The organism is Pseudomonas sp. RtIB026 (genome assembly GCF_016861355.2).
GTDB lineage: Bacteria > Pseudomonadota > Gammaproteobacteria > Pseudomonadales > Pseudomonadaceae > Aquipseudomonas > Aquipseudomonas peradeniyensis.
The window spans coordinates 1,869,296-1,884,556 of sequence record NZ_AP023348.2; the positions used below are offsets into that span (position 1 = coordinate 1,869,296).

13 protein-coding genes and 1 pseudogene are annotated in these 15,261 nt (G+C 64.1%); 6 read left to right on the plus strand and 8 right to left on the minus strand.

Features of this window, described 5'->3' with window-relative positions; translation table 11 throughout:
* Positions 1–179 precede the first annotated feature (179 nt).
* Positions 180–1,100 (plus strand): iron-sulfur-binding ferredoxin reductase, encoded by a 921-nt coding sequence (locus tag PRtIB026_RS08460; RefSeq protein WP_203647867.1) that lies wholly within the window; start codon positions 180–182, stop codon positions 1,098–1,100.
* 95 nt (positions 1,101–1,195) lie between these two features.
* Here PRtIB026_RS08460 and pyk read toward each other — a convergent pair whose 3' ends face one another.
* Complete coding sequence (pyk, locus tag PRtIB026_RS08465) at positions 1,196–2,650, minus strand: pyruvate kinase (RefSeq protein WP_203647866.1); 1,455 nt, start codon at positions 2,648–2,650, stop codon at positions 1,196–1,198.
* Between the two features lie 181 nt (positions 2,651–2,831).
* Here pyk and PRtIB026_RS08470 point away from each other — a divergent pair, with 181 nt between their 5' ends.
* The 3 genes from PRtIB026_RS08470 (at position 2,832) to sbcB (ending at position 5,193) form a co-directional block, all read left to right on the plus strand.
* A complete protein-coding gene (locus PRtIB026_RS08470; RefSeq protein WP_050703897.1) occupies positions 2,832–3,218 on the plus strand; it encodes a tetratricopeptide repeat protein in 387 nt (128 codons plus the stop codon).
* Positions 3,219–3,341: 123 nt separating this feature from the next.
* Complete coding sequence (locus PRtIB026_RS08475; RefSeq protein ID WP_023631126.1) at positions 3,342–3,701, plus strand: PilZ domain-containing protein; 360 nt, start codon at positions 3,342–3,344, stop codon at positions 3,699–3,701.
* A gap of 61 nt (positions 3,702–3,762) precedes the next feature.
* Positions 3,763–5,193: an exodeoxyribonuclease I gene (sbcB, locus tag PRtIB026_RS08480; RefSeq protein ID WP_203647865.1), complete on the plus strand. Its 1,431-nt coding sequence runs from the start codon at positions 3,763–3,765 to the stop codon at positions 5,191–5,193.
* Positions 5,194–5,268: 75 nt separating this feature from the next.
* Here the strand turns inward: sbcB and mvaT are convergent, their stop codons facing one another.
* On the minus strand, positions 5,269–5,646 hold the full coding sequence (mvaT, locus tag PRtIB026_RS08485) for a histone-like nucleoid-structuring protein MvaT (protein ID WP_028690229.1): 378 nt from the start codon (positions 5,644–5,646) through the stop codon (positions 5,269–5,271).
* 301 nt (positions 5,647–5,947) lie between these two features.
* Here mvaT and purU point away from each other — a divergent pair, with 301 nt between their 5' ends.
* A complete protein-coding gene (gene purU, locus PRtIB026_RS08490; protein WP_186713139.1) occupies positions 5,948–6,799 on the plus strand; it encodes a formyltetrahydrofolate deformylase in 852 nt (283 codons plus the stop codon).
* A 154-nt stretch (positions 6,800–6,953) separates the two neighbouring features.
* Here the strand turns inward: purU and PRtIB026_RS08500 are convergent, their stop codons facing one another.
* The 5 genes and pseudogenes from PRtIB026_RS08500 to PRtIB026_RS26620 all read right to left on the minus strand — a co-directional run.
* A complete protein-coding gene (locus tag PRtIB026_RS08500; protein WP_203647864.1) occupies positions 6,954–7,943 on the minus strand; it encodes a lysylphosphatidylglycerol synthase transmembrane domain-containing protein in 990 nt (329 codons plus the stop codon).
* Complete coding sequence (locus PRtIB026_RS08505; protein WP_203647863.1) at positions 7,940–8,704, minus strand: DUF2334 domain-containing protein; 765 nt, start codon at positions 8,702–8,704, stop codon at positions 7,940–7,942. Before PRtIB026_RS08505 ends, PRtIB026_RS08500 begins: the two co-directional genes overlap by 4 nt.
* Positions 8,697–9,818: a glycosyltransferase family 4 protein gene (locus tag PRtIB026_RS08510; protein WP_203647862.1), complete on the minus strand. Its 1,122-nt coding sequence runs from the start codon at positions 9,816–9,818 to the stop codon at positions 8,697–8,699. The genes PRtIB026_RS08505 and PRtIB026_RS08510 overlap by 8 nt, the downstream gene beginning before the upstream one ends.
* Positions 9,819–10,037: 219 nt before the next feature.
* The gene (locus PRtIB026_RS26615) at positions 10,038–10,802 is read right to left on the minus strand and encodes a methyl-accepting chemotaxis protein (protein WP_373694313.1); all 765 of its coding nucleotides are present in this window, start codon (positions 10,800–10,802) and stop codon (positions 10,038–10,040) included.
* A gap of 141 nt (positions 10,803–10,943) precedes the next feature.
* Positions 10,944–11,912 (minus strand): annotated as a pseudogene (locus PRtIB026_RS26620) (cache domain-containing protein); the annotation flags it as partial.
* A gap of 172 nt (positions 11,913–12,084) precedes the next feature.
* Between PRtIB026_RS26620 and PRtIB026_RS08520 the strand changes: the two are divergent.
* Positions 12,085–13,560, plus strand: coding sequence for a helicase HerA-like domain-containing protein (locus tag PRtIB026_RS08520; RefSeq protein ID WP_203647860.1), 1,476 nt, complete (start codon positions 12,085–12,087; stop codon positions 13,558–13,560).
* 136 nt (positions 13,561–13,696) lie between these two features.
* Here the strand turns inward: PRtIB026_RS08520 and PRtIB026_RS08525 are convergent, their stop codons facing one another.
* Positions 13,697–15,169: an inorganic phosphate transporter gene (locus tag PRtIB026_RS08525; RefSeq protein ID WP_203647859.1), complete on the minus strand. Its 1,473-nt coding sequence runs from the start codon at positions 15,167–15,169 to the stop codon at positions 13,697–13,699.
* Positions 15,170–15,261: the final 92 nt, after the last annotated feature.

Genomic DNA, 15,261 nt, shown 5'->3' on the forward strand with positions numbered 1-15,261 from the left:
ATGACGTGAGCGTTGCAATGCAGTTCAATGAGATCAGCGTAATGTTGACCGGGGCTGCCTTGCGGCCCTTCGCGGGTAAACCCGCTCCCACAGGGCCATGCATTTCCCCTGTGGGAGCGGGTTTACCCGCGAAGGGCCGCAGAGCGGCCCCAATCGCTTGTACTTGGAGATGAACTGACATGCCAGAAGTTTGCGTGGGCGAGCGCCGCTGGGCGGTGCCGGCCGGCAGCAACCTGCTCGATGCGCTCAACGACGCCGGTTGCACCGTGCCCTACAGCTGCCGCGCCGGTAGCTGCCACGCCTGCCTGGTGCGCTGCCTGGAGGGTGTCCCCACCGACGCGAAACCCGAGGCATTGGCGGCGGACAAGCGTGAGCAGGGCTGGCGCCTGGCCTGCCAGTGCGCGGTCGCCAGTGACTTGCGGGTGGCGCTGTTCGACCCCCGAAACGATGGCCTGCCGGCCACGGTGATCGGCCTGGACTGGTTCGCCGATGTGCTGCGCCTGAGGCTGCAACCGGAGCGGCCATTGCGCTACCAGGCCGGGCAACACCTGGTGTTGTGGAGCGGCAGCGTTGCGCGGCCCTATTCGCTGGCGAGCCTGCCGGGCGAGGACGACTTCCTCGAGTTTCACCTGGATTGCCACCGTCCCGGAGCGTTCTGCGACCAGGCAAGGCAGCTTCGCCTGGGGGATGTGCTGAGGCTCGGCGAACTGCGCGGCGGTGCGTTGCACTATGACCCGGACTGGCAGGCGCGGCCGCTCTGGCTGCTGGCGGCGGGCACCGGGCTGGCACCGTTGTGGGGCATCCTGCGCGAGGCGTTGCGACAGGGGCACCAGGGGGAAATTCGGGTGCTGCACGTGGCACACACCGCTGAGGGGCACTATCTGGCGCAGTCGTTACAGGCGCTGGACGGAGTGACGGTCGAATGGGTGTTGGCGGCGCAGCTGGATGAAGCGCTGGCTGGGTTGAAACTGATATCGCGTCAGACCATGGCGCTGGTGTGCGGGTCGCCTGAGAGCGTGGAGCGCTTTGCCCGACGGCTGTTCATTGCCGGGGTGCCACGTAATCAGATATTTGCGGACGTATTTACCGAGCATGTTTGAGGGCTGAAAAGCATCGCGGGGCAAGCCCGCTCCCACAAGTGCCGAGGGGATCGGCGTGGGAGCGGGCTTGCCCCGCGATAGGGACTGCCGAGGGATCAACCAACCAGCGGATCACCCACGTGCAGGATCTTCATGCCATTGGTGCCACCGATGGTGTGGTAGCTGTCGCCCTTGGTCAGGATCACCCAGTCACCTTGTTCGACCAGGCCGCGCTTGAGCAGCTCGTCGACCGCCGCTTGGCTCACCTTGTCGGCCGGCAGCGAGGCCGGGTCGAAGGCAATCGGGTAGACGCCGCGGAACATGTTGGCACGGGCCTGGGTGGCGCGGTGCGGCGACAGGGCGAAGATCGGCACGTGCGAACGCAGGCGCGACATGATCAGCGGGGTGTAGCCACTTTCGGTGAGGGCAATGATCGCCTTGACGCCGGGGAAGTGGTTGGCGGTGTACATCGCCGCCAGGGCGATGGACTCGTCGCAGCGCTCGAAGGTGGTGTGCAGGCGGTGGCTGGACTTCTGGCTGGTCGGGTGCTTCTCGGCGCCCGAGCAGATACGGGCCATGGCCTGCACGGCTTCGATCGGGTAGCTGCCGGCGGCGCTTTCGGCCGACAGCATCACCGCGTCGGTGTTGTCGAGCACGGCGTTGGCCACGTCGGACACTTCGGCGCGGGTCGGCATCGGGTTCTGGATCATCGACTCCATCATCTGGGTCGCCACGATCACTGCCTTGTTGTTGCGGCGGGCGTGCTGGATGATCTTCTTCTGGATGGCGATCAGCTCGGCGTCGCCGATTTCCACGCCCAGGTCGCCACGGGCGACCATGACGGCGTCGGAAGCGAGGATCAGCTGGTCGAGGGTTTCATCGTCGGCCACGGCTTCGGCGCGTTCGATCTTGGCCACCAGCCAGGCGCTGCCGCCGGCTTCGTCACGCAGCTTGCGCGCGTATTCCATGTCGCTGGCGTCACGCGGGAACGATACGGCCAGGTAGTCCAGGTCCATTTCCGCGGCCAGCTTGATGTCGGCCTTGTCTTTTTCGGTCAGGGCCGGCGCGGTCAGGCCGCCACCCTTGCGGTTGATGCCCTTGTGGTCGGACAGCGGGCCACCGATGATCACCACGCAGTGCAGGGCATCGGTGGTGGCGGTTTCGACGCGCATGACCACACGGCCGTCGTCGAGCAGCAGTTCGTCACCGACGCCGCAGTCCTTGACCAGGTCGGGGTAGTCGATGCCGACGATGTCCTGGTTGCCTTCGGTCAGTGGGTGGGCGGTGGAGAAGGTGAACTTGTCACCGACTTTCAGTTCGATGCGCTTGTTGGCGAACTTGGCGATGCGGATCTTCGGACCCTGCAAGTCGCCCAGCAGCGCGACATGGCGGCCGTTCTTGGCGGCGATGTCACGGATCAGGCGGGCGCGGGCCTTGTGCTCGTCCGGGGTGCCGTGGGAGAAGTTCAGGCGTGCCACGTCCAGGCCGGCGAGGATCAGCTGTTCGATCACTTCCGGCGAATTGCTGGCGGGGCCAAGGGTGGCGACGATTTTGGTACGGCGGATGGTCATGCACAGACTCCTATAGTGAAGCGCAGCGAAAGGCTACTCCTCAATTGCGCTGTAGTCATTGTTCCGTTGCACTACCCGCACACGAAGCAGGGTTGCGTTTGAACGGTACGGGTATGCTTGCAAATGGCGGTGAAGATTTGCCGTGAAAGGCCGATACACTGCCCATCAAAGGAGAATTTCCATGCGCACCCTGATCGTTTTGACCATGGCGGCCAGTGTCGTCGGCTGCACCCGCTGGTCCATGGACCACCACTTGAACAATGCCTATCGCGCCTACGACCGTGGCGATTGCGCGAAAGTCATGCTGGAGCTGTCGCAGGTCGACCGCACCAGCCGCGCCCGACCGTTCATCCACCCGGAGGTGTCGCTGCTGCGTGGCCAGTGCCTGGAGCGGCAGAAGCTCTTCGTCGACGCGGCGCAGACCTACCAGTACCTGATCCAGCAGTATCCGCGCAACGAGTACGCCTACCGCGCCCAGGCCCGCCTGCAGACGCTGGAAAAGCTCGGGCACCTGCGCGGCAGCGAGGCGACGGTGGCGAGTCCCGTGAACACTACACCTTGGCGTTAATCCCAATGTGTCGATGATTTCATGTAGTCCGTCCGTCGGACTGGGCTAATCTGTTAGAGAGTCGTAACGTTCATCGCCAGTACCTTGTCTTCCTGGCCCCAGGTACAGGATTTCACTGCGATCATGTTTATCGAGCGACACATACAACGTCATCAGCTGCCTTGCGTGCTCAAGGTGTTCAACCGCTGCACCGACCAGCAGATCGGCTATCTGGGCAATGCCTCGGAAGACGGCCTGATGCTGATCAGCCAGTTGCCGGTGCTGGTGGGGCCGGATTTCGAGCTGCAGCTACGGGTGCCCCTCGCCGGTGGCGGACTGCAGTTCATCAACCTGACCGCCAGTTGCCTGTGGTGCCGCGAGGATGAGACGCCGGGGCATTTCGATGCCGGCTTCATGCTGCTGCAGGCACCGCAGGAATACGATGAATTCGTTCGCTCCCTGCGCGACTTCTTCAGCTTCAGGCCCATGAACGCCTCCGCCTGAGGCTGGCCCCGCCCTCGTACATGCCGCTAGACTCTGGTCGACCTTGATACAGGAAGACCCCGTGAGCTCCAGCATTTTCTGGCACGACTACGAAACCACCGGCATCAATCCGCGTAGCGACCGCCCGCTGCAGGTGGCCGGCGTGCGCACCGACCTCGACCTCAACGAGATCGAGGCGCCGATCAGCCTCTACTGCCGCCCCTCTGACGATATCTTGCCGCATCCGGCGGCCTGCCTGGTGACTGGCATCACCCCTCGGCAACTGGCCGACCAAGGCCTGTGCGAAGCCGAGTTCATGACCCGGGTGCACGATCAACTGGCTCGCCCCGGCACCTGCGCTGCAGGCTACAACACCTTGCGTTTCGACGATGAGGTTACCCGCTACAGCCTCTACCGCAACTTCTTCGACCCCTACGCCCGGGAATGGCAGGGTGGCAACAGCCGCTGGGACCTTATTGACGTGGTCCGCACCGCTTATGCGCTGCGCCCCGAGGGGATCGTCTGGCCACAGCAGGACGGGCGTACCAGCCTGCGCCTGGAACTGCTGAGCAAGGCCAATGGCATCGACCACGGCCATGCCCACGAGGCGCTTTCCGACGTGCGGGCGACCATTGCCCTGGCCCGCTTGATCCGCGAGAAACAGCCGCGGTTGTATGACTGGTTGTTCCAGTTGCGCAGCAAGCACAAGGTCATGGAACAGGTTCGGCTGTTGCAACCGCTGGTTCATGTATCCGGGCGTTTCTCGGCCCAGCGCAATTATATCGGCGTGGTACTGCCTTTGGCCTGGCATCCGCGCAACCGCAACGCGCTGATTGTCTGTGACTTGCAACAAGATGCTTCGCCGCTGCTCCATGAAAGTGCAGAGGCATTGCGCCAGCGCCTGTATACGCGGCACGAAGACATGGCCCAGGGCGAACTACCGGTACCGCTGAAGTTGGTGCATATCAACCGCTGCCCGGTATTGGCGCCACTGTCGGTACTGCGCCCGGCCGATCAACAACGCCTGGGGCTCGAGTTGTCGGCATTGCAGGCACGGGCAGAGCAGTTGGCCAATCAGCAGGCCATGTGGGGAGACAAGCTGGACATCATTTATCAGGAAGAAGGCTTTGCCCCCAGCGAAGACCCGGAGCAACAGTTGTATGACGGTTTTCTAGGCGACCGCGACAAGCGCCTGAGCGAACAAGTACGGCGTGTGGATCCGGCGCAATTGGCGCATGGACAATGGATGTTCGATGATCCGCGGCTGCCTGAACTGCTGTTCCGCTATCGCGCGCGAAACTTTTCCGACACCCTTGATGAACAAGACCGCGCACGTTGGCATGCGTTCTGTCAGCAGCGTCTTACAGATCCTACTTACGGTGCGCCTAATACCGTGGCGGACTTCGAGCAGGCATGCCAGAGCAGTTGGGCCGATGCCAGCGAAGCGGGACGGCAGGTGCTGGAGGCCTGGCAAGCCCATGTCCGGCAACTGAAAGTGCAGTACCAGCTTTGAAATGTGCAGATAAACAAAAAACGCCGGCAAGTGCCGGCGTTTTTCATGTTGAAACCAATGCGCCTGATAAGCGAATCAGTCCAGCAGGGTGGCCCAGCTTTCGACGACGTCGCCGCCCCACTTGGCTTTCCACTCTTTCAGGGTCTTGTGGTTGCCACCTTTGGTTTCAATAACCTCGCCGTTGTGCGGGTTCTTGTATTGCTTGACCTTGCGTGCACGCTTGGTGCCGGTGGTCTTGACTGCGCCGCGCGGGGCTTTGCTCAGCTTGCTTTCCGGATCGAGCAGGGCGATCACGTCACGCAGCGACTTGCCGTTTTCGGCCATCAGCTCGCGCAGTTTCTTTTCGAACTCCAGTTCTTTTTGCAGCTTGCCGTCTTGCGACAGGTTGGCCAGGCGGGCTTGAAGTTCCTTGATGGCTTCTTCGGTGGCGCGGTATTCGTTGATCAGGGACATGATGTGTTCCTTAATGCATGTTCAGAGAGAGACAGTGGGGGCAATAATAGACAGGCGAAACTCTCAAGTAAACAAATTAATATTGATCACTCATTTAATAGTAGGCACTGACTGCGCAGTCATTAGGTTAAGAAAAATTTACAATTTGTCTGGGGCGCAGGCTATTTCCCCTTGGGAAGAAGGGAATAGGCCTGTACGACTGGGTCCTTGAGCCAGGTGGCGCGGGGGTGTAGATGCTTACTGCGTTTTTCCCGGCAGGTCGCTAGAATATGCGCCTTTGCGAAGTTCTGGAGTCTCCCTCATGCGCACCTATCGACTGGTGATTGCCTGCCCCGACCGCGTCGGCATCGTGGCAAAAGTCAGTAATTTCCTGGCCCTCTACAATGGCTGGATCAACGAAGCCAGCCACCACTCCGACGAGCAGAGCGGTTGGTTCTTCATGCGCCATGAGATCCGCGCCGAGTCCCTGCCGTTCGGTATCGAGGCTTTCCGCGAGGCATTCGCCCCGATCGCCGAAGAGTTCTCCATGACCTGGCGGATCACCGACTCGGCGCAGAAGAAGCGCGTGGTGCTGATGGCCAGCCGTGAGTCGCACTGCCTGGCCGACCTGCTGCACCGCTGGCACACCGACGAGCTGGACTGCGAGATTCCCTGCGTGATCTCCAACCACAATGACCTGCGCAGCATGGTCGAGTGGCATGGCATTCCGTTCCACCATGTGCCGGTCGATCCGAAGGACAAGCAGCCGGCATTCGCCGAGGTCTCGCGCCTGGTCGCCGAGTACGGCGCCGACGCCGTGGTGCTGGCGCGCTACATGCAGATCCTGCCGCCGCAGCTGTGCCAGGCATACGCTGAAAAAGTCATCAATATCCACCACAGCTTCCTGCCGTCGTTCGTGGGGGCCAAGCCGTACCACCAGGCGGCGCTGCGCGGCGTGAAGCTGATCGGCGCGACCTGCCACTACGTGACCGAGGAGCTGGACGCCGGCCCGATCATCGAGCAGGACGTGGTGCGTGTCAGCCACGCCGACAGCATCGAGGACATGGTGCGCTTCGGCCGTGACGTGGAGAAGATGGTCCTGGCCCGTGGCCTGCGCTACCACCTGGAAGACCGCGTGCTGGTGCACGGCAACAAGACCGTGGTGTTCAACTGAGTCGAGGGCCCTGGCATGGCAGACCCGCGTGACAAGGCCGGCGCCTCGGCGCCACCCACCTTGGGCGAAGGCTGCCTGGCTCGCTTCGACCCCGAGGCGTTGAGCGATGAGGACGGCACCGAGTTTCCCGGTGCCGCCGAGCTTTGGGGGCGCCTCAACCCGTCTGGCGACGACGCTCCAGTCGCGGATGTGCCAGCAGGTACAGGAGCACCGGCCCACCCGCCAGCAGATAGAAGTAATAGGTAACCGCGCGCCAGATCAGGATCGCCGCTGCCGCCGTCGAACTGCCCACCAGTGGTGACAGCAAGGTCGCCGAGGTCAGCTCCGCCGCGCCGGCACCGCCCGGCAACAGGCTGAACTGCCCGGCACTGAGCGAGAGCATCTGCACCAGGAAACTGGCAATCCACCCCAGGTCCACCCCCAACCCCCGCAATGCCAGATATAGCACGCTGTAGCGCAGGCACCAGTGCGCGCAGGTGAGGATGAACACCAGCGCCAGCGTACGCCGGGGCATGCGCCAGGTATCGGCCAGGGCATGGACAAAGCGCAGCAGCTTGCGTGCCCAACGTCGTCGGCGTGCTGGCGCCATGCCCAGGCGATGCAACAACCGGCCGTTGCCACGCATCACCCGGCGTCGATAGCGAAGCAGCAGGAAGATCCCCGCGAGTGTGGCACACAGCAGCAGGGCGCTGCCCAGCAGCATCTGCGCCTGGCTGTGGCCAAGGTGGTGGAACAGGGCGTAGGCGGCAATCGACAGCATCGCGCAGAAGAAGAACAGCAGGTCATTCAACTGGTCCATGGCGAACACCGCGCCACTGCGCGATGGCGCGATGCGCTCGCGGGCCAGCAGTGTCATCAGGGTCAACGGGCCACCGCTGCCGCCGGGCGTGGTGCAGATGGCAAACTCGGTAGCCATCACCACGCCCAGGCTGTGCATCCGTCCCACCCGTGCGCCCTGGTCACCCAGCAGCAGGCGCAGACGGGCGGCATTGAGAATCCAGCACAGCAGGATCATGGCCAGCAACAGCAGCAGCAACCCGGGTTCGAAGGCGCGCAGGCGCGGGAGCAGGTCGCTGCCGCCGAACAGGGCGGGTACCAGCCCCGCCAGCAGCAGTGCCAGGGCCAGCCAGCCCAGGCGCTTCATGGGGCGGCCTGGCGCGCCAGCCAGGCCGACTTGGTCAGTGGCTCACGGCCTTGGGCCAGCAACTGGTGCAGGGTGTCGAGCCAGTAATTGCGTGCGCTGGCGTGGCGCATGTCGACCGGGTGCAGGCCCAGGCGCAGGGTGTCGGCTTCGCGCCAGCGGCGGCATTGCCAGTCGCTGACCACCCTCGACAGGCCGCGGCGCCAGGCGCTGCGGGCGCTCCACACCAGTCCTGGGGCATCGAAGGCGGTGAAGTCCGGCAGCCGGTACAAGTGACGTGGGGAGCTGGTATAGCGCAGTGGCAACTGTCGCAACGCCTGGCGCGTGCCTTCGCTCATCAGCCAGGCGGGGGCGACGAAGCCTGCCACCGGCCAGCCCTGTCGTTCGAACACTGCCAGCCCGGCCTGCAGGCGTTGCAGGGCACTGGCCTGGTCCAGCCCATGGAACTCGCCCTCGTGGGTATAGATCCGGCGCATGAAATATTCGCCCGGTCCGCGCGGTGGCGGGCCATCGTCGGCGTGGTAGTAGCCATGCAGGGCCAGCTCGTCGCCCTGGGCCAGGCGCCGCTCGAGCAGGCGGCAGAAGGTGGGTGAACGGGTCAGCGGGTTGCGATGGTGGAAGTCCGGTACCACCAGCCAGGTCATCGGCACGCCACCGAGTTCGTCGATGGCCTGGACGAAGGGCTGGTAGTCCGGCCAGGTTTCGGGCGAGATATCGTGCAGCACCAGCATCAGGCTGCGCGTGTCGGCTCGGCCCTCAGCCATGGGCGCGCACCGGCAGCGGGTGGCCGAGCACTGCCTGGTAATGCTGGAGCAGACCGTTGACGACGCTGTCCCAGCTGTAGTGGCGCTCCACGTGGTGACGGGCGTGGCGGCCGAGCTCGCTCACACCGTTGTCGAAGACCTCGCGCACGGCTTCGGCCATGGCCTGGCCATTGTTGGGCGGACACAGGCGGCCGCAGCGTTCGTCGACGATTTCGCTGAATGCGCCGGCGCGCACGGCCACCACGGGCGTGGCGCTGGCCATGGCTTCGAGGATCACCAGGCCGAAGGTTTCCTGGTCGCCGGCGTGCACCAGCAGGTCGGCACTGGCCAGCAGCCGGGCGACCTCCTGGGGCGGGCGGAAGTGGTCGATCACGCTGACGTTGTCCGGCACGCTGGCCGGCATGTTCGAGCCCACCAGCAGCAGGTGGTAGGGCTGGCCGAGTGCGTGCATGCAATCGAGCAGCACCGGCAGGTTCTTTTCCCGCGAGCCGCGGCCGGCGAACACCAGCAGGCGGCTGGTATCGGCGATGCCCAGCTCGGCGCGCAGGCCGGGGTCGTACCGTTCTGGGTTGAACAGCGCCAGGTCCACGCCCAGGCGCTGCACGTGCACGTTCTCCACGCCCAGCCGGCGCAGCTTGTCGGCCATCACCTGGCTGGGTGCCAGGACCCGGTCGAAATGCCCGTAGAGCTTGCTGACATAGGCCTCGACATTGGGGGTGAACCAGTTGCCCATGCGATTGCTCACCAGCAAGGGCAGGTCGGAGTGATAGAAGCCTATTACCGGGACATCGAGCTTGCGCCGCGCTTCAAGGGCCGCCCAGGCGGTGAGGTAGGGGTCGCCGACCTCGATCAGGTCGGGCTGCAGGCGGCGCAATTCCTTGCACCAGGGCGCCAGGCGCACCGGGAAGCGGTAGCCGTTGCCGAAGGGCAGGGGCGGGGCAGGCACGTGGTAGACACCGTCGACCTGGCTGGCATTGGCACCGGGAATCAACAGGCTGTGGCGAACGCCGGGCATGGCGTCGAGGCGGCGGTGTTTGGCATCAAGATAGGTTCGCACGCCGCCGCTGGCCGGGGCGTAGAACATGGTGATGTCGGCGATGTGCACGATCAGCATCCCTCCGGGATCGTCCTCGGGTGTGTCATTCGGCGGTAATGATCCGGCGATGACGCGCCTGAGGGTTGACCTATCTGAAGGATAGTTTGTTCGATCGCCGAGGGTGGAGTACGGGTGAATGGCGTTGCGCCCTTCGCGGGGCAAGCCCGCTCCCACAGGGCCGGCAGAGATCCTGTGGGAGCGGGCTTGCCCGCGAATCAGGCGACGCGTTTGCTCAGGTCAGATGCGGAAGCTGCCGACCAGTTGCTTGAGGCGGCCGGCCTGCTGCTCGAGGTCCGAGCAGGCGCGCAGGGTGGCCTGCAGGTTCTCGACGCCTTCCTGGTTGAGCATGTTGATCTCGTTGATGTCCATGTTGATCGAGTCGACCACGGCGGTCTGCTCTTCGGTGGCGGTGGCCACCGACTGGTTCATGCCGTCGATCTCGCCGATGCGCTGGGTGACGCTGCCCAGGCGTTCGCCGGCCTGGTTGGCGATGTCCATGCTGTCCTGGCTGTGGCGCTGGCTCTGGCCCATGGTGTCGACCGACTCGCGGGCGCCGACCTGCAGCTCCTCGATCATCTTCTGTACCTGCTGCGCCGACTCCTGGGTGCGGTGCGCCAGGTTGCGCACCTCGTCGGCGACCACGGCGAAGCCACGCCCGGCCTCACCGGCGCGGGCGGCCTCGATGGCGGCGTTGAGGGCAAGCAGGTTGGTCTGCTGGGAAATGCTGGTGATCACCTCGAGGATCTGGCCGATGTTGACGGTCTTGTTGTTCAGCGTCTCGATATGCTCGCTGGAGGTGACGATCAGGTCCGACAGGCGGTTCATCGCATCGATGTTGCGCTGCACCACCTGCTGGCCTTCCTCGGCCAGCAGCCGCGCCGAGCTGGCATGCTGCGAGGCCTGGGCGGCGTTGCCGGCAATCTCCTGGGCAGCGGCGCCGAGCTGGTTGATTGCGGCGGCGACACTGTTGGTGCGGTTGGACTGCTCGTCGGAGTTGCTCATCGACGAGTTCGAGGCGCTGATCACCCGCAGTGCCACTTCGTTGACCTGCTCGGTGGCCGAGGACACTTCGCGGATCGAACCGTGGATGCGCTCGACGAAGCGGTTGAAGGCGGTACCGAGGATACCGAACTCGTCGTGGTTGTGGATTTCCAGGCGGCGGGTCAGGTCGCCTTCACCCTCGGCGATGTTCGACATGGCGCGGGTCATGGTGTGCAGCGGCTGCATCAGCACGCGGATCAGCAGGCCGAGCAGGGCGATGATGATCACCACTGCCACCAGCGTGGCGATCACCGCCGAAGTGCGGAAGGTGCTGAGCATCGAGAAGGCCTTGTCCTTGTCCACCGACAGGCCGATGTACCAGTTGGCCGAAGGCAGGCCCTTGACCGGAGTGAAGGTCAGCAGGCGGGTTTCGCCGTTGAGCGTCACTTCGGTCAGGTTGCTGGACAGCCTCGGCGTGTTCTGCGGGAACAGGTCCGACAGCGTCTTCATCACCAGGTTCTTGTCCGGGTGCACCAGGATCTTGCCCTGGTCGTTGACCAGGAAGGCGTAGCCCATGCCGCCGAAGTTCAGCGAGTTGATGATCTGCACCAGGCCGTCCAGGGCCAGGTCGCCGCCGACCACGCCGACCGAACGCGAGGCGGTGCTGATGATCGAGATGACCAGCTCGTTGGTGGCCATGTCAATGTAGGGTTCGGTGAGGATCGGGCCGTTGGCGTTCAGGCCGTCCTTGTACCAGGGGCGCACGCGCGGGTCGTAGCCGTCAGGCATCTTGGTGTCCGGGCGCACGGTGAAGGTGCCGTCGGGCTGGCCCAGGTAGATGGTCTGGAAGCTCGAGGTCAGCGCGTTCTGGCCCAGCAGGGTGCCGGTGTTCTGTGGGTACTGGGCAATGTTCTGGGCGACGTTCTCGACCAGCTTGATGCGCCCTTCGAACAGGTTGCGGATATTGGTGGAGGTGGACTCGCCCATCTCAGCCAGGTAGTTCTCCAGGTCTTCGCGAATGGCGTTACGCTGGAGGTAATCGTTGTACAGGGTGAATAGGCTGAAGGCGAGTATCACGATCAGTGATGCCGCCAGAAGAATCTTGTGGCTGAAACGAAGGCTTTTATTCATAACGTGATCGTGTCCGCTAAGGTTTTTTATCGGGTCGTTCGCACAAAGCACGGCTGGAAAACAGTGCAACAATTCCCGTGGGTCCTTTTCGGGTTGTTACTGTCTTTCTGGGTAGAATCATTTTGAAATATCGGCTGTCACGCGGCGGAACTTGAGCAGGGGATGAAAGAAGATGTCAGATTCCTTACGAATGGTAGTAGGAGCGGGTCCTGATGGTCAGCCGGTATTCCAGTCCATGCGCCTGGCCAACCGGCATGGCCTGGTGGCCGGGGCAACCGGCACCGGCAAGACGGTCACCCTGCAACACCTGGCCGAGCTGTTCAGCGATGCCGGGGTCGCGGTATTCGCCGCGGATGTGAAGGGCGACCTGTGCGGCCTCGGCGCGGCCGGGGCGCCCCAGGGCAAGGTGGCCGAGCGGATCGCCGGCATGCCCTGGCTGAACCACAAGCCCCAGGCTTATCCGGTAAGTCTTTGGGATATCGCGGGGCAATCGGGGCATCCCTTGCGCACCACCCTGAGCGAAATGGGACCGTTGCTGCTGGGCAATCTGCTGGAGCTCACCGACAGCCAGCAGGCCGCCTTGTATGCGGCGTTCAAGGTGGCTGACCGCGAAGGCCTGCTGCTGCTCGACCTGAAAGACCTCAAGGCCCTGCTCGCGCACCTGAAGGACAATCCCCAGCTGCTGGGCGAGGACAGCGCCTTGATGACCAGCGCCTCCACGCAGGCCTTGCTGCGCCGCCTGGCGACCCTGGAGCAGCAGGGCGCCGAGGCGCTGTTCGGCGAGCCGGCGCTGCAACTGGAGGACCTGCTGCGCCCCGAAGGCGATGGTCGCGGGCGTATCCATCTGCTCGATGCCAGCCGCCTGGTGCATGACGCGCCCAAGGTCTATGCGACCTTCCTGCTGTGGCTGCTGGCCGAACTGTTCGAGCAACTGCCGGAGCGTGGCGATGCCGACAAGCCGGTGCTGGCGCTGTTCTTCGACGAAGCGCACCTGCTGTTCAACGGCACCCCCAAGGCGTTGCAGGACCGTCTGGAGCAGGTGGTGCGGCTGATCCGCTCCAAGGGTGTGGGGGTATATTTCGTCACCCAGTCACCAGGCGACCTGCCGGATGCGGTGCTGGCCCAGCTCGGGCTGCGCATCCAGCATGGCTTGCGGGCATTCACCGCCAAGGAGCAGAAGTCGCTGCGCGCCGTGGCCGATGGTTTCCGCCCCAATCCGGCGTTCGACAGCCTGGCGGTGTTGACCGAACTGGGCATTGGTGAGGCGCTGGTCGGGACGTTGGAAGAGAAGGGCACGCCGGCCATGGTCCAGCGGGTGCTGATCGCGCCACCACAGTCGCGGATCGGGCCGTTGAGCGCAGTCGAGCGGCAGGCCCTGATCGCGGCATCGCCGCTGGCCGGGCGCTATGACAAGCCGGTGGACCGTGAGTCGGCCTATGAAATGCTTACCCAGCGCAAGGGCGAGCCGGTGGAGCCGGCGCCCCAGGCCAAGGCCGATGAGGACAGCTTCGCCGACAAGGCCGGTGAGTTCCTGCAGAGCGCGGCGGGGCAGGCCATCAAGTCGGCGGTGCGCCAGGCGGCCAACCAATTGGGGCGGCAGCTGGTGCGTGGGTTGATGGGGTCGTTGTTGGGGGGCAGGAAGCGTTGAGTTTCCTGTACCGACCTCTTCGCGGGTAAACCCGCTCCCACAGGGATATCCCACTGCCCTGTGGGAGCGGGTTTACCCGCGAAGAAATACCCACGAAAAAGGCGCCCGAGGGCGCCTTCTTCTATTGCCGTACCACTCAGCCAATGGCCTTGGTGGCTAGCCAGAACAGGCCGGCGGCCAGGCCCATCGTTGCCGGCAGGGTGAGCACCCAGGCCAGCAGGATGGTCTTCACGGTGCCGCCCTGCAGGCCGCTCTTGTTGGCGACCATGGTACCGGCGACACCTGACGACAGCACGTGGGTGGTGGACACCGGCAGGCTGAACACGTTGGCCATGCCGATGGCGCAGGCCGCGGTGATCTGTGCCGACATGCCCTGGGCATAGGTCATGCCCTGCTTGCCGATCTTCTCGCCAACGGTCAGCACCACGCGCTTCCAGCCGACCATGGTGCCCAGGCCCAGGGCCAGGGCGACGGCGACGATCACCCAGAATGGTGCGTACTCGGTGGTGGCTGTCAGGTCCTTGCGCAGTTTCTCCAGGTCGGCCTTTTCACGGGCCTGCAGGCCCGGCAGTTTGCCGACCTTCTTCGCCGTGTCGTCCAGGCACAGCAGGTAGCGACGCACTTCGACGCGCTTCTCGGCGCTCAGGGCGCGGTAGTCGGTCACCCCGGCGAGCGACGATTGCAGCGCGGTGATGGTCGGCTCGGTCTGTTGCGGATTGCAGCTGAACTGTTCCGGCAGATCGCTTGCCTGCGCCTTGCCCAGCGCCAGGAACTCGCCCAGGGTCGCGGCGTTGCGCTGGTAGAACTGGCTCAGGTGCAGGGTGGCGTCGCGGGTGCGCTCGATCTGGTAGGTGGTGCTGTTCAGGTCGAGGACGAACTTGGCCGGGACGATGCCGATCAGCACCAGCATGATCAGGCCGATGCCCTTCTGGCCATCGTTGGAGCCGTGCACGAAGCTCACGCCCATGGCCGAGATCACCAGCACCAGGCGGTTCCAGAACGGCGGGTGCTTCTTGTCGTCGAGCTTGCGGCGCTGGTCCGGGGTCTTGTGCATCTTCGACAGCGGACGCCACCATTTCAGGCCGATCAGCAGCAAGGCGGCGACAGCGAAGCCGGCCATGGGCGAGAGCACCAGGGACATGCCGATGTCGATCGCCTTCTGCCAGTTGACGCCGTCGCCCAGCGGAATGTCGCTGATCAGGGCGTTGGCCAGGCCGACGCCGAGGATCGAGCCGATCAGGGTGTGCGAGCTGGAGGCCGGGATACCGAAGTACCAGGTGCCCAGGTTCCAGGTGATGGCCGCGGCCAGCAGCGAGAAGACCATGGCCAGGCCGTGGCCGGTGTTCACATTGATCAGCAGTTCGACCGGCAGCAGGTGGACGATGGCATAGGCCACCCCGACACCACCGAGCAGAACCCCGAGGAAGTTGAACACACCGGAGAAGAACACGGCCAGGTGCGGTGGCATGGCCTTGGTATAGATGACAGTGGCTACCGCGTTGGCGGTGTCATGAAAGCCATTGATGAACTCGAATGCGAGCACGAAGGTCAGAGCGAGCGTCAGGCTCACGATAACCCAGGCATCCAGTCCGCTGAATAAATCGATCATGAAGGTTGTCTGGCGGTCTTAGGGGGGGCGGATTATGCCAGAAAACCATGGCAATCGATGCACCCGCCACTGACCGATGGCAGGGGAATGAC